This is a genomic window from Nitrospina sp. P1_D6 (genome assembly GCF_052156615.1).
Classification (GTDB): Bacteria; Nitrospinota; Nitrospinia; order Nitrospinales; family Nitrospinaceae; genus Nitrospina.
This window is the reverse complement of the sequence record NZ_JBQKUN010000001.1, coordinates 482,746-496,587: the sequence shown is the minus strand read 5'-3', so window position 1 is coordinate 496,587 and position 13,842 is coordinate 482,746. Positions and strand designations below refer to the sequence as shown.

Annotated in this window: 11 protein-coding genes; 6 read left to right on the top strand and 5 right to left on the bottom strand. The window is 56.5% G+C overall.

Features of this window, described 5'->3' with window-relative positions; translation table 11 throughout:
* The first annotated feature begins 18 nt into the window (after nt 1–18).
* On the top strand, nt 19–1,992 hold the full coding sequence (gene acs / locus ACTRXA_RS02315) for an acetate--CoA ligase (RefSeq protein WP_442425589.1): 1,974 nt from the start codon (nt 19–21) through the stop codon (nt 1,990–1,992).
* Between the two features lie 295 nt (nt 1,993–2,287).
* On the opposite strand, the gene ACTRXA_RS02310 is transcribed toward acs, so the two are convergent.
* Nucleotides 2,288–4,534, bottom strand: coding sequence for a tetratricopeptide repeat protein (locus ACTRXA_RS02310; protein WP_442425588.1), 2,247 nt, complete (start codon nt 4,532–4,534; stop codon nt 2,288–2,290).
* Between the two features lie 313 nt (nt 4,535–4,847).
* Between ACTRXA_RS02310 and ACTRXA_RS02305 the strand changes: the two genes are divergently transcribed.
* Nucleotides 4,848–5,786, top strand: a complete 939-nt coding sequence (locus ACTRXA_RS02305) for a formylglycine-generating enzyme family protein (RefSeq protein WP_442425587.1) — start codon at nt 4,848–4,850, stop codon at nt 5,784–5,786.
* Nucleotides 5,787–5,799: 13 nt separating this feature from the next.
* Here the strand turns inward: ACTRXA_RS02305 and ACTRXA_RS02300 are convergent, their stop codons facing one another.
* The 4 genes from ACTRXA_RS02300 to typA form a co-directional block, all read right to left on the bottom strand.
* A complete protein-coding gene (locus tag ACTRXA_RS02300) occupies nt 5,800–6,231 on the bottom strand; it encodes a Fur family transcriptional regulator (RefSeq protein ID WP_005010582.1) in 432 nt (143 codons plus the stop codon).
* Nucleotides 6,232–6,315: 84 nt separating this feature from the next.
* Nucleotides 6,316–7,584 carry a histidine--tRNA ligase gene (gene hisS / locus ACTRXA_RS02295; protein ID WP_442425586.1) on the bottom strand — a complete coding sequence of 423 codons (1,269 nt, stop codon included), beginning with the start codon at nt 7,582–7,584 and terminating at the stop codon, nt 6,316–6,318.
* 49 nt (nt 7,585–7,633) lie between these two features.
* Entirely contained in the window at nt 7,634–8,623 is a 990-nt protein-coding gene (gene fbp / locus ACTRXA_RS02290) for a class 1 fructose-bisphosphatase (protein ID WP_442425585.1), read from the bottom strand.
* A 142-nt stretch (nt 8,624–8,765) separates the two neighbouring features.
* Nucleotides 8,766–10,589: a translational GTPase TypA gene (gene typA / locus ACTRXA_RS02285; RefSeq protein WP_442425584.1), complete on the bottom strand. Its 1,824-nt coding sequence runs from the start codon at nt 10,587–10,589 to the stop codon at nt 8,766–8,768.
* 153 nt (nt 10,590–10,742) lie between these two features.
* On the opposite strand from typA, the gene xerD reads away from it, so the two are divergent.
* The 4 genes from xerD to plsX all read left to right on the top strand — a co-directional run bounded on the left by xerD (nt 10,743) and on the right by plsX (nt 13,806).
* Nucleotides 10,743–11,621 carry a site-specific tyrosine recombinase XerD gene (gene xerD, locus ACTRXA_RS02280; protein ID WP_442425583.1) on the top strand — a complete coding sequence of 293 codons (879 nt, stop codon included), beginning with the start codon at nt 10,743–10,745 and terminating at the stop codon, nt 11,619–11,621.
* A gap of 119 nt (nt 11,622–11,740) precedes the next feature.
* The gene (locus tag ACTRXA_RS02275) at nt 11,741–12,280 is read left to right on the top strand and encodes a YceD family protein (RefSeq protein WP_442425582.1); all 540 of its coding nucleotides are present in this window, start codon (nt 11,741–11,743) and stop codon (nt 12,278–12,280) included.
* A 12-nt stretch (nt 12,281–12,292) separates the two neighbouring features.
* Nucleotides 12,293–12,475, top strand: a complete 183-nt coding sequence (gene rpmF / locus ACTRXA_RS02270) for a 50S ribosomal protein L32 (RefSeq protein ID WP_005010573.1) — start codon at nt 12,293–12,295, stop codon at nt 12,473–12,475.
* A 161-nt stretch (nt 12,476–12,636) separates the two neighbouring features.
* The gene (gene plsX / locus ACTRXA_RS02265; RefSeq protein WP_442425581.1) at nt 12,637–13,806 is read left to right on the top strand and encodes a phosphate acyltransferase PlsX; all 1,170 of its coding nucleotides are present in this window, start codon (nt 12,637–12,639) and stop codon (nt 13,804–13,806) included.
* Nucleotides 13,807–13,842: the final 36 nt, after the last annotated feature.

Sequence of the window (13,842 nt, the reverse complement as noted above, 5' to 3'; positions counted from 1 at the left end):
TATGAGAGGAGTCATGCGATGAGTGGTGAAGGATGGTACACCCCCCCGGAAAGCCTGTCCAAACAGGCCTGGGTCCAGAGCATGGAACAATATAAGGAAATGTACGATCGGTCCATCAACGATCCCGAAGGGTTCTGGGCCGAACAGGCGGAGGAGTTTGTCTGGTACAAGAAATGGGACAAGGTCTGGGATTACAATTACAACATCAAAAAGGGAAAAATCTTCATCGAGTGGTTCAAGGGGGCGAAGACCAACATCACCGTCAATTGCATCGACCGTCACCTGGAGACGCGCGGCGACCAAACGGCGATCATATGGGAAGGCAACGAACCGGATGAAGATTCCAGGCTGACCTACCGGGAACTCCATGCCGAGGTGTGCCGGTTCGCCAACGTGCTCAAGAAACACGGCGCGAAAAAGGGCGACCGCATCTCCATCTACATGCCCATGATTCCCGAACTGGCCATCGCCATGCTGGCCTGTGCGCGCATCGGGGCCATCCACTCCATCGTGTTCGGCGGCTTCTCGCCGACGTCGCTTGCCGACCGCATCGTCGATTCCGGCTGTTCGTTACTGGTCACCACCGACGGCGCGTTCCGCGGCAAGAAGCCGGTTCCCCTGAAAGAGAATGCCGACCAGGCGATGGACATGGCCTCCAAGCAGGGCACGGACATCAAACAGTGCATCGTCGTCAAACGTGTCGGCGACAAACTGGAAACCGCCATGCAGAAGGGCCGCGACTTCTGGTGGCACGACGAAATGAAAGACGCCTCGCCGGAGTGCGAACCGGAACAGATGGACGCTGAGGACCCGCTTTTCATCCTCTACACTTCGGGCTCCACGGGCAAACCGAAAGGCGCTCAGCACAATGTGGGCGGCTACATGCTGTTCACCGCGCTCACGCACAAGCACATCTTCGATTATCACGACGGCGACATCTGGTGGTGCACTGCCGACATCGGCTGGGTGACGGGCCATTCGTACATCATCTACGGACCACTGGCCAACGGGGCGACGACCATCATGTTCGAAGGCATCCCGACGTATCCGGACGCCGGGCGCTTCTGGGCGGTCATCGACAAGCACAAGGTGACCCAGTTCTACACCGCGCCGACGGCCATCCGCGCCCTCATTTCGCACGGTGAGGACATCCCGGCGAAATACGATCTGTCCACACTGAAGGTGCTGGGATCGGTGGGGGAGCCCATCAATCCGGAAGCGTGGCGCTGGTATCATAAAAATATCGGACGCGGCCGCTGTCCTGTGGTGGACACGTGGTGGCAGACCGAAACCGGCGGCATTCTCATCTCCCCGCTCCCCGGAGCCACCCCCTGCAAGCCGGGGTCGGCAACCCTCCCGTTTTTCGGTGTGGTGCCGGTGGTCATCGAGGCGGAAACGGGCAAGGTGGTGGAGGGCAACGACGTCAGCGGCGTGCTGGCCCTCGCTCAACCCTGGCCGGGACAGATGCGCACGGTGTTCGGCGACCATTCCCGGTTCGAGGAAAATTACTTTCAGATGTACCCGGGCTATTATTTCACCGGCGACGGATGCCGGCGCGACAAGGACGGATATTACTGGGTGACGGGCCGTGTGGACGACGTCATCAACGTCTCCGGTCACCGTATCGGAACCGCGGAGGTGGAGTCGGCCCTCGTCCTGCACGACAAGGTGGCTGAGGCGGCGGTGGTCGGGTTTCCTCACGACATCAAGGGGCAGGGCATCTACGCTTACGTCACACTGATGGACGGGGTCGAATACAAAGACGACCTGAAGAAAGTGCTGATCGACTTCGTGAGGAAGGAGATCGGCCCCATCGCGGCACCGGACATCATCCATTGGGCGCCGGGCCTGCCGAAAACGCGGTCAGGCAAGATCATGCGGCGTATTCTGCGTAAAATTGCGGCTAACGAGGGGGACCAGCTGGGAGATACGTCGACTCTGGCCGACCCGTCTGTGGTTGACCAGCTCAAGGCGAGCTACCAGAAAATCTGATCGGTTGTCGCTGAAACTTTAGAAGGGATTGAAAAACGCAGGATTGGCTGGGCCGGAAGTGGGATCATGGAGTTGAGAGACCCAACTCCATGATTCTTCGCAAACGGCGAAAAGAGAAAGGCTTCCCCTCCCTCCCCAAATGTATTGAGCGCTTATCTTGGAATGTTTAATACGATAAACCAGGGTGCCCGCGCTGTCAATTGAAATTTTTGAATTCCTTGTATTTAGAGCGCTTTTTAGGGAAGTTTTCCACAGGCGGGGAGCGGAATTTGACCCCCTTGCGCATGCCGCTGGATCACAACCTGCCCTGGGCCATATGGAGTTTCACCTGCTTCAGGCCGTGGTGGGAATGAGGATTGATCGGTTGCAGGTGAAGCGACTTTAAAAATGCCTGCCGGGACTCGGAAAGCCGGTCCATTTTCAGATAGGTCCAACCCAGCCCGTCGTGCACCTCCGCCCAGTTGGGATGACGCTCGTATTCTGCCAGGAACCATTTGAGCGCTTCTTCATAACGGCCCTGGTGATAAAGTGCCCGCGCCAATTGAGTACGTGTGCTGGTCCAGAGATCCACCGTCGTTCCCGGCTCGGTCCCTTTCACCGTCACCTGCATCGGATGCGTGTTCGGGTTGCGTTTGATGGAACGTGCCAGCATGGCCTCGGCGCGGCCATACTGCTTCAGTTTGAGGTAAACGTAGCCCAGACCCTTCATTGCCTCTGAGGAGCGCGGACGGCGGTCCAAAGCCAGTGCGAACAACTGGAGCGCTTTGTCCGCTTCGTCCCGGTGGTAATATTCCCAACCCAGCCGGTTGTAAACCTGCCAGCCGAAGCGCTCCGACTCCAGCATGTCGCGGAACTCCACGGTCTGAATGATATCCGGGTCGAGCTCGATGGATTTCAGGAAGTACTCCGCACCCAGGTTGGGCCGTCCGGTTTTGTAATACACCCAGCCGAGTCCGATGTAGGGTGTCGGCCTCTGTGGTTTTTCCTGGGCCTTGGCCAGCAGGTAATCGCGCGCCGTCTCCGCATCCCAACTGCGCAGAACCGCCCAATCCAGCTTATGGATCAGATCCGGTTGATCCGGCTTCAGGGCGTCGGCGACGATGAGGTGGTCCACCGCCTTGTCGTACTCGCCCAGCGCGTAATAGGCGAGCCCCAGCCCTTTGTTGCGCTCAAATTCCAGCATGTCCACGCCGCCCAGTTTTCTGAAATTGTATAAAGCGAGTTCATAGCGGCCTTTGTGATACTGGCTGAATCCCATGCCGCTGTATGCGCGGGCAAGCATGGGGGTGAGGGGGCCTTCATTTTTGCGGATGTATTCATAATAAAGATACGATGCACGCTTATAATCGCCCCCTGCCAACGCCTCGTCGCCCTGGAACACTTTTGCCAGCTCCAGCGTTTCGAACTGGCGCATTCCATCGAGAGCCACTTCATCGTTGGGGTTCTGCGCCATGGCGGCTTGAAAGGATTCCAGGGCCTGTGTTTCGTTGCCGCGTTTCAATTGCACCCATCCGTGCAGGCTCTGGGGCAGGGACCATTCAGGGTAGGCGGTTTTCAATTCGGCGATGTGCTGTGCAGCGATCTGGTATTTGCCAATCTCCAGGTAATGGCGCGCGAAACGGGATTTTTCCTGGTAGGCCGCATTTACGGAGCGGATACCCATGCTGACTCCAGGAAAACCCGGGTGGGTTTGGCGCAGTTTCTGGAAAACCGTTTCGGCTTCCACCAGGTTTCCCGTTTTCAACAAGCTCCACGCCAGCCCGTTTTGCGCGTCGAACTGCTCCGCGACTTCCGGCGGCAGTGTGGAAAAGGCGTTCAGGGCGTCCTTGTAAAATTCCTTGTTGTACAGTCGCCAGGCGTTGTCCACGGCGGGGTGAGCCAATGATTCCGTGTGCGTGAAAAGGATGGAGGGGTAACGCGGCGCTTCGACCTCCGGAGTGAACAGCGACGCCTTCTGCCAGTCTGAGGGCACAACCTCCACCAGCTGTTCCGGCGGCTTGGGATTCCACGCCTGCCAGTCGGACTTCAACCGTTCCCACTGGTGCCAGGTGTACACCTTCCGAAGCCAGGGCTCGGCTGAATCCGGATGGCCAAGCATCCAGTAGGCGAACCCGATTCCTTTTTTCGCCTGAAGGGAGTGTTTGTCCAGCACAAGAGCCTGTTCGAATTTTTCGAGTGCGTGGTGGTAGTCCTGCATGGCGAAATAGCACCAGCCGAGGCCGGTCACAGGACGGGCGTCATCGGGGAACCGGGTGCGCATTTTCTCGAAGGCGTACAGGGCCTTGCGGTATTTCTTCTGGAAGAAATAGGCCCAGGGCAGAAGCCGTATGGCCCGTGGGTTGTCGTGTTCCAGGATGAGGCTGCGTTTCAGATAAAATTCCGCCACCGCGAACTGGTTGGCATGATACTGGCCGATGGCAAACTCCAGGTAGCGCTGGTGATCGGGAAGGATTATGGGCGCTTTGGGATCGGGCCGTTCCGGAAAAAGCCGAATCGGGAGCTTGGGCATTTCCAGCACGGGTACGGAAACGTCGTAGGGCATGGACGAACACCCAGCCAGCCCCAATAGCCCGACCAATGATGCGATTCCCGCCGCACGGCTAAATGGTTTTTGATACAATGATGCCATCACAGAAGTTTTATGGAGTTTTATCACTCTTTTCCTATCGGCATTCTTGAGACAAATTTTAGCCGCAAGGGTTTATTAAATTGTCATTTAAATCCTTTTTACCCCCCTGTTAAAATAGATTGGTCTCCCGGTGGTTTTGAGTTATCATTTGCCCTTTGCCATTTTCCCAGCGAATCTCATGCGTTTTTTTAAATTTCCGTTGGCATTTGTCCTTTGCCTGATCCTTGTGTCCTGCTCCCAGGGCGAAACCCCAAACGAGCAAAACCAGGCTCCCTCCATTGCCGAAATCGAGCAGGAGGCAGGCCCTGGCCCTGTTGCCGCCCAGCCACCGAAACGGGTGGAACCGGTGGTGCTGACGGAAGAGGATAAAAAAATCGCCGCAAAGGCTCCGGAAGGCATGGTCTTCATCAAGGGCGGTTGTTTTATCATGGGGAACAACAACGCCCAGGTGGATGAAAAATTCGAGCGCGAAGTATGCCTCGAGGACTTTTTCATGGACCAGTATGAAGTGACACAGGAGCGCTGGGAACGGGTCATGGGCTTCAATCCGTCCAAGTTCATTGGGCCCACGCACCCGGTGGAACAGGTCAATTACTACGACATTCAGAAGTTCCTCAAAAAGAGCAACGGCGCCTGCCGCCTGCCCACGGAAGCCGAATGGGAGTACGCCGCCCGTGCCGGTGCGGAAACCCGTTATTACTGGGGCAACGTGATGGATGGGGAATACGCGTGGTTCATGGACAACGCGGAAGGGACCACCCACCCGGTCGGACAGAAAAAACCGAACGCTTTCGGTCTTTACGACATGATGGGCAACGTCTGGGAATGGACGGAAGACTGGTGGCAGAATGTGTACCCGTCAGAGAAGTTGAGCGATCCTACCGGGCCCAATACCGGCGAATATAAGGTGATCCGAGGGGGTTCCATCGTTTCCTCCGCCGGGGCTCTGCGTCTGACCAACCGCACCTGGTTGAATCCCAAGAACCGTGTGTACTCAAAAATCTCCACTTACGGCGGGCTGGTGAATGAGAAGTTCAACTACATCGGGTTCCGTTGCGTGGTCTCGGCCGATACGTGGCTCAAGTCGCAACCGGTACGCAAAGTAACCACTGAAGGGGAGGGGAAACTCTCTCCGAACCTGCCGGAAACCACGGCTCAGCCCTGAGCCACCGCCTGCGTCACTGCTGGCATTCCTTGCAGATTCCGAACAGATCCAGTTTGTGGGACGTCATTTTGAAGCCGTTTTTTTGGGCGACTTCTTCCTGTAGTTTTTCGATGACTTCGTTGTGGAACTCAATGATCTTGCCGCATTCCGTGCAGATCATGTGATCGTGGTGTTCGTGGGCGTAATTCATTTCGTACCGCTTCTGCCCGTCGCCGAAATCCAGTTCGGCGGCCAGGCCGCTTTCGGTCAGCAGGGAAAGTGTACGGTACACGGTGGCGAGGCCGATCTTCGGTTCCTTGGCGGAAACGATTTTGTATAGCTCCTCGGCGCTGACGTGATCTTCACAATTCAGAAACGCTTCCAGCACAGCCCGGCGTTGTTTGGTGATTTTCAGGTTGTGCTGGGAAATGTACTTTTCGAGTACTTCCTGTTCTTTATTGCTCATAAATCAGCCTCCCGAACGAAAATCTAGCACTATGGGTGCATGGAGTCAACCGCAGCATAACGGGGTGTGGAAACGATTTCGGATTCAAGGGGTTTTCAAATGGGTTTCTATCATTTCGATGCATCGATCGGGATCAATCGAGACCTGTTGCCCATCCGTCATATTCTTTAAAAAATACGTTCCGCTTTCGATTTCATTGTCGCCGATGATGAGAACAAAGCGGCATTCCTGGCGGTTGGCTTTCCGCATCTGGCTCTTCATGCTCCCGCCTTCGTAGTCCAACTCAACGTACCAACCGGCGGCGCGCAGTATCTGGATTAGTTTCTGCCCACGCCGGCTCGCTTCTTCCCCCATCAATACGGCAAACAGGTCGGGCTTCTTCGCAATGCCCTCCCAGGTGGATTCGGGCAGGGTTGCGATGAGGCGCTCCACGCCGACCGCGAAACCGAAACAGGGGGTGGGCGGCCCGTCGAACTCCTCCACCAAAGTGTCGTAGCGGCCGCCGCCGCAGATGGCGTTCTGTGAGCCGAGTCCTTCCGTACCCACCACCTCGAACGTCGTCCGGGTGTAGTAATCCAGTCCCCGGACCAGCTGGGTGTTCAATGTGAACGGGGTGTCCATGCTGGTGAGCGCCTCCTGCACGGCGGCGAAATTCTCACGGCATGCTTCGCACAGGTGATCCGAGATGCGCGGCAGGGTGAGGGCGATCTCCCGGTCACGCTCCACCTTGCAGTCGAGCACGCGCAGGGGATTGCGCTCGTAACGAGAGGTGCAATTGGAACACAGTTCGTCAAGGTGCTTGCGAATCGCGTCTTTCAGCAACTCGCGGTAAGGCGGACGGCATTCCCGACAGCCGAGCGAGTTGATCTGCAACTCGACGTCGTTCAGGCCCAGGTCGCGAAACAGGGCGATGAGCATGGTCATGACTTCGGCGTCGACCAGAGGGCTCGCCGAGCCCAGTGCTTCCGCTCCGATCTGGTAAAACTGACGAAAGCGTCCCGCCTGCGGCCGTTCGTAGCGGAACATGGGACCCATGTAATACAGCTTCACCAACTGGTTCTGGCCGTGCATTTTATGCTGGATGTACGAACGCACGACCGAGGCCGTGCCCTCCGGGCGCAGGGTGATTTCCTCGCCGCCGCGGTCGGTGAAGGTGTACATCTCTTTTTCGACGATGTCCGTGGTTTCGCCGATACTGCGTTTGAACAGGCTGGTGCTTTCGAAAATGGGCAGGCGGATCTCCTGAAACCCGTAAGGCGCAAACACCCGCCGGGCGGCCGCTTCCACCTTGTGCCACTTTTCGATCTCACCGGGAAGAATGTCTTTGACGCCGCGTATGCTCTGAATTTTCATTTAACGGTTGGGCTGATCAGGTTTTGGTTGCGGGAGGAGTCAGGCACCGTCACGCAAGCAATGCATGCGCGCGGTCCATGTCCTCTGGACTGCCGATGTACAGGGGAACGCGCTGGTGAATGTCTGTGGGCTTGATATCCAGAATGCGTTCTTTTCCGTTTGAAGCCTTGCCGCCGGCATTCTCCACGATCATCGCCATCGGTGCGGCTTCGAACGCATAGCGCAGTTTTCCTTCAGGACTTTTCCTGTCTCCGGGATACATGAAGATGCCGCCCTTCAGCAGGGTGCGGTGAAAGTCTGCCACCAGCGATCCAATGTAGCGGAGCTTGTACGGCCGCTTCGTTTTCTTGTCGTTTTCCTTAAGATACGCGACGAGTTTTTTTTGTGGCTCCTGCCAGACCTGCGAATTGCCTTCGTTGACACTGTAGGTCGATCCCTGCTGGGGAATCTTCATGTCCTGTGTGGAGAGAAAAAACTCTCCCAGTGCGGGGTCCAGGGTGAAGGTGTGTACACCGTTGCCGGAAGTGTATACGAACAGTGTGCTGGGTCCGTAGATGATGTATCCCGCCGCCACCTGCTGGTGACCCGGTTGCAGGAGATCGTCGTCGGTCACGTCCGGCCCCGGGCTCTGCTTCCGGTACACGGAAAAAATGGTGCCGATGTTGACGTTGACGTCGATGTTCGAGGAGCCGTCCAGCGGATCGACCATGAAGATGTACTTGCCTGCTCGGTCCGGTGGGATGATGACGGGCTTTTCGTTTTCCTCGGAGGTGATGGCGCAGATGTTGCCGGATTCCCCGACCAGCTTGATGAAAATGTCGTTGGCGTAGTCGTCGAGCTTCTGCACTTCCTCCCCCTGCACGTTGACGCGGCCGGACATACCCAGAATATCCTCGCCCAAACCCGCGTTGTTGACCTGCAGGGACACGATCTTGGCGCCCACCAGCACTTCGTTCATGAGGTTGGTGAATTCGCCCGTGGCGCCGGGAGTCATTTTCTCCTGGCGCCGGATGAACTGCACCAGCGTGGTTCTGTCCATAGATAAGACTCGTTATTCTTTGGGATCGCAGGGAGCCGACGAGGTACAACCGTCGCCAAAAACAGGCGTGATTGTATCCCATTTACCGGGTTTCCTCAACGATGCTTTAGTGAATGGTTTTTGGGGAAGGGGGCATGGGTTGTCAGGCCACCTTCTGTGTCTTGGCCTGACGCTTGCGCTCGTTTTCATCCAGGTACTTTTTGCGCAGACGAATGCTCTTGGGCGTGATCTCAGCCAGCTCGTCCTCGTTCAGAAAGCCCAGCACCTGTTCGAGGCTCATGATGCGGGGCGGGGTCAGGATGACGGTGTCGTCGGACCCGGACGCGCGCATGTTGGTCAACTTTTTTTCCTTGCAGATGTTGACCACGAGATCGTTGTCCTTGGCGTTTTCGCCGATGATCATGCCGGTGTAAACCGGTTGGCCGGGACCGACGAACAACTGGCCCCGGTCCTGCAGGTTGAAGATGGAGTAACCCGTGGTCTGCCCGTTTTCCAGCGCGATCAGGGCGCCGCGCAGCCGCTTGGCGGAACCGCCCAGGAACGGCACGAAAGTTTCGAACGTATGTTGCAGCGTGCCGGTGCCCTTGGTCATGGTCAGAAAATCGGACTGGAATCCGAACAGGAACCGCGTGGGCACGTGGTACTCGAGACGCACGTGGCCGTCGTCCATGTGAATCATGTTCTTGAGCGAGCCCTTGCGGGTGCCCAGGGCTTCCATCACTTTTCCGGAATAGGTTTCTTCGACGTCGATGACGACAAATTCCATCGGCTCGTGCGTCTTGCCGTCGATTTCCTTGAGAAGGACCTGCGGGCGCGAAATGCTGAACTCGTATCCTTCGCGGCGCATGGTCTCGATGAGGATGCCGAGGTGCAACTCGCCGCGGCCGGAGACCTTGAACTTGTCGCCCGCGCCGGATTCCTCGACTTTCAACGCGACGTTCGATTTGACTTCCTTCATCAGCCGCTCGCGCAAATGACCGGAGGTGAGAAACTGTCCGTCTTTGCCGGAGAACGGCGAATCGTTCACCGAAAAATAAATCGACATGGTCGGCTCGTCGATGCGGATAAGCGGCAACGGTTCCGGATGTTTGCTGTCAGCAATGGTCTCGCCAATGTCCACATCCTTCATGCCCGCGATACCGATGATGTCGCCCGCTTCCGCAGACTGGACCTCGCTGCGGGTGAGTCCGTCATAGGTGTACGTCTTCATCATCTTGAATGTTTCCTTGGAGCCGTTCCGGCGAATAAGCGTGCAGGGCACATCGGCGCGGAAACGGCCGCGTTCGATCTTGCCGATGGCAATGCGGCCGACGTAGTCGTTGTAATCGATCGACGTCACCTGCATCTGGAACGGGGCTTCGGCATCGCCGTTGTGCGGCGGCACCTTCTCGACAATGAGGTCGAGCACCGGCGTCATGTCTCCCGGCTCCGAGTCGAGCGTGCGTTTGGCAAACCCCAGCTTGGCGGAGGTGTACACAATGGGGAAGTCCAGTTGGTCGTCGGTGGCGTTCAGGTTGACGAACAGGTCGAATACCTGGTCCACCGCACGGTCCGGGTTGGCCCCGGGACGGTCGATCTTGTTGATGACGACGATGGGCTTGAGTCCCAGCTCCAATGATTTTTTCAATACGAACCGCGTCTGCGGCATGGGGCCTTCCGCAGCGTCAACAAGCAGGAGCACACCGTTGACCATTTTCAGGATACGCTCCACCTCGCCGCCGAAATCGGCGTGGCCGGGCGTGTCGACTATGTTGAGCTTGTGTCCCTTATAAAGGATGGACGCGTTCTTCGAGAAAATGGTGATGCCGCGTTCGCGCTCGAGGTCGTTGCTGTCCATGACGCAGGAACTGTGTTCCGTGCCTTCGCGGAACATGCCGCTATGCTCCAGCAGGCGGTCGATGAGAGTCGTCTTGCCGTGGTCAACGTGTGCAATGATGCCGATATTTCTAATATGATCCGTGTTCATGAGCTCCGTTCGCTGTCAGCGGTAAAAGTAGGTGATGTCGGTATATATCGAATCCGGGAGGGCAGGGGAGGCCCTGGAAGGCTTCGATTATTGTTTAATTATATGGTATTATAGCCTATCTTATTGATTTAAAACAACCTGGCCTGTTGCTCCATGGATTCCAGCCTGAAACAGTTTGTCGAGTACCTGACTGTCGAGAAGCGGCATTCGCCGCATACGGTGGCGGCCTACCGGCGGGACATTGCTTCGTTTCTGGACGCCTTCTCCGGCGAGACTCTACATTGTATCACCACTTCGCAGGTTCGAGAATACTTTTTAACGCTTCAAAACAAGGGGCTGGCCAGCCGCTCCATTGCCCGGGCCCTGTCTTCCCTCAAGGCGTTTTACCGGTTCCTTGTGAGGGAGAACCTGGTGGAAAGCAACCCGGTGGATATTCTGGAGTCACCCCGCCTGTGGCGCAAACTGCCAGGGATCCTGTCCCTGGCGGATGTCGAGGCCCTGCTGGAGGCCCCCGACCCTGCGACGCCGCGAGGCATCCGTGACCGCGCCATGCTGGAATTGCTGTACGCGACGGGTCTCCGCGTCTCGGAACTGGTGACGCTCCAAACCGCGAACCTGAACCTGGAGGTGGGCTACCTGCGGTCGTTCGGCAAGGGTGATAAGGAAAGGGTGATCCCGATGGGTGAAGCGGCGCGTCGGCTGGTTAATCTGTATATTCAGGAGATTCGGCCTAAATACCTGAAAAATAAAAGCTCTAATTTCTTATTCTTGACCCGGCTGGGTGACGGGATGACTCGCCAGGGGTTCTGGAAACTGATCAAGCAGTACGCCATGCAGGCTGGGGTGACGGTGCCGGTTTCTCCACATACTCTGCGTCATGCATTCGCCACGCATCTTTTGGAGCGGGGAGCCGATTTGCGCTCGGTTCAGCAAATGCTGGGTCATTCGGATATTGCGACCACGCAAATTTACACCCATATTCTTCAGGAGAGGATGCGCGACATACTGGACCGGCACCACCCACGGGCCTGAGTTCGCAGAGCGGAAATTTTGCTTGACGGACTACCCCTTTAAAGCTAAGATTTTGAAACATTTACCTGCCCGCCCACTCAGGTTCCATACCCAATCAGACCGCACATTACGGGAAAGTCATGAGTCTGATCATTGATATTGATGACATTCCGGAGGACGAGCCTCTGGATTTGAACCTGACGGAACCGGCGGACCAATTCGCTGTCGACCCGGAAACGGGTGCATTGAAGGAAGCGGTGCAGGTGACCGGCAACCTGATCCGTTCCAACCGCGACGTTTACCTGGCAGGTCTGGTGAAAACGGTCATGTCCATGACCTGCTCGCGTTGCCTGGAATCGTTCCGGTTCGATGTCGAAACCCCGATCCATGCCACGTTCATTCCGGCACCGGATCCGGACAGTCTGGAAGCGGAGCAGGAACTGGTCGATTCGGATATCGAACTCGAATTTTATACGGATCAGAAAATTGACTTGACTCAACCGGTTTACGATCAGATTATGTTGAGTCTTCCCATGGTCCAATTGTGCCGGGACGATTGCAGGGGGATCTGTCCGAAATGCGGTGCGTCCCTGAACCGGGAATCGTGCCGGTGCGAAGGGGATGAAGACATCGACCCCCGTCTGGCCGTATTGAAACAATTAAAAGAAAAGTTGAAATAATCAGGAGCCATCATGCCCGTACCCAAGAAACGAACATCCAAATCCCGCAAAGGCATGCGCCGGTCGCACGATTCCCTGACGGTTACGGGGTTCGGAGAATGCCCGCAATGTCATGAGTTCAAGCGTCCCCACCACGTGTGTCCTCACTGCGGATACTACAAAGATAAAGAAGTGATCGAAGTCGAAGCCCTTTAATCGCGTAAGGGAAAGCATTTGCTTTCCACTATGCAGGGTTTCATCGGATACCGTTCCATACCAAGTTCGAGGAATGCCTGAAGAGCGTTCCCTTCCTGCCCCAATCAGTCTGGTCACAACGTTGAGGGCCGTTTGAAGGACCGGAGGAGTGCAGACCTGAGATGAAAATCGTCGTAGATGCCATGGGAGGAGACTTTGCCCCGCAAGCGGTGGTGGAGGGAGCCGTTCTGGCCACCCGCGAATTCGGGTTTCCCGTCATCCTCGTTGGCCTGTCTGACGCGATCCAGGAAGAACTGGATAAATACGAAGACGCTAAAGACCTGCCTATCGAAGTGCACCACGCCGACGAGGTGGTGGAAATGCACGACAGCCCCAGCAAGGCCTTGCGGACCAAAAAAAAGTCCTCCATGAAGGTCGGCCTGGACCTGGTCAAGGAAGGAGAGGGCGAAGCCTTCATCAGTGCCGGCAACACCGGAGCGGTCCTCGCGTATTCCACCATCATCCTTCGTCCCCTCAAGGGTGTGGACCGGCCCGCTATTGCCATCCAGCTTCCCACGTTGCAGGGATCAGCCATTCTTCTGGATGCTGGAGCGAACGTCGACTGCAAATCCAACCAGCTTTTCCAGTTTGGCATTATGGGCCATGTTTACGCCAAGTATATTCTGGGCCTGGATGAGCCCGGGGTGGGCCTGCTCAGCATCGGCGAGGAAGACGGTAAGGGCAACGAAGTGACCAAGGAAGCTTTTCGATGGCTTTCGAAATCCCACATCCGTTTCATCGGCAACGTCGAGGCAAAGGAAGTGTATCGTGGAAACGCAGATGTCATCGTCTGCGACGGCTTTACCGGAAATGTGGCGCTCAAGATCAGCGAAAGCCTGGCGGAAATGATTGGAACCAACCTGAAAACCCTGTTCACCAGCGGCATCGTGCCCAAGATGGGCTACCTGATGTTGAAAGGCCGTTTGCGCGAATTCAAAAAATCGGTGGACTATTCGGAAGCGGGCGGAGCGCCCCTGCTCGGGGTCAACGGCGTGGTCATCATCGCGCACGGCAGCTCCAATGCCAAGGCGGTAAAAAATGCGATCCTCCGCGCTCACGAATTTGTAGAAAAGAAAGTCAACCAGCATATTCGCGAAGACATCGAATACAATCTGGACAGCAAAGGTTCATTCTGGCAGCACATCAAGGAAATTGTGGCGGGACACGACGAAAACGGGGGCGTTCCCAGTAAGACACCCACGCCACCCAAAGCCGAGCTGGAAGAATCCGAGGAAGAACTGGAACCTGAAACCACGGATGAAACCCCTACGGAAGAACCGGACAAGCCGTAACCGCTGCGCCCAACCTTTTTCTCCTATCTATGAAAG

What these genes read in the sequence shown, in the direction of transcription:
- acs (WP_442425589.1), top strand. Translation starts at nt 19, where the DNA reads ATGAGTGGTGAAGGATGGTACACCCCCCCGGAAAGCCTGTCCAAACAG.
- rpmF (WP_005010573.1), top strand. Translation starts at nt 12,293, where the DNA reads ATGCCCGTACCCAAGAAACGAACATCCAAATCCCGCAAAGGCATGCGC.
- hisS (WP_442425586.1), bottom strand. Translation starts at nt 7,584, where the DNA reads ATGAAAATTCAGAGCATACGCGGCGTCAAAGACATTCTTCCCGGTGAG.
- xerD (WP_442425583.1), top strand. Translation starts at nt 10,743, where the DNA reads ATGGATTCCAGCCTGAAACAGTTTGTCGAGTACCTGACTGTCGAGAAG.
- ACTRXA_RS02275 (WP_442425582.1), top strand. Translation starts at nt 11,741, where the DNA reads ATGAGTCTGATCATTGATATTGATGACATTCCGGAGGACGAGCCTCTG.
- typA (WP_442425584.1), bottom strand. Translation starts at nt 10,589, where the DNA reads ATGAACACGGATCATATTAGAAATATCGGCATCATTGCACACGTTGAC.
- ACTRXA_RS02300 (WP_005010582.1), bottom strand. Translation starts at nt 6,231, where the DNA reads ATGAGCAATAAAGAACAGGAAGTACTCGAAAAGTACATTTCCCAGCAC.
- fbp (WP_442425585.1), bottom strand. Translation starts at nt 8,623, where the DNA reads ATGGACAGAACCACGCTGGTGCAGTTCATCCGGCGCCAGGAGAAAATG.
- ACTRXA_RS02310 (WP_442425588.1), bottom strand. Translation starts at nt 4,534, where the DNA reads ATGCCCTACGACGTTTCCGTACCCGTGCTGGAAATGCCCAAGCTCCCG.
- plsX (WP_442425581.1), top strand. Translation starts at nt 12,637, where the DNA reads ATGAAAATCGTCGTAGATGCCATGGGAGGAGACTTTGCCCCGCAAGCG.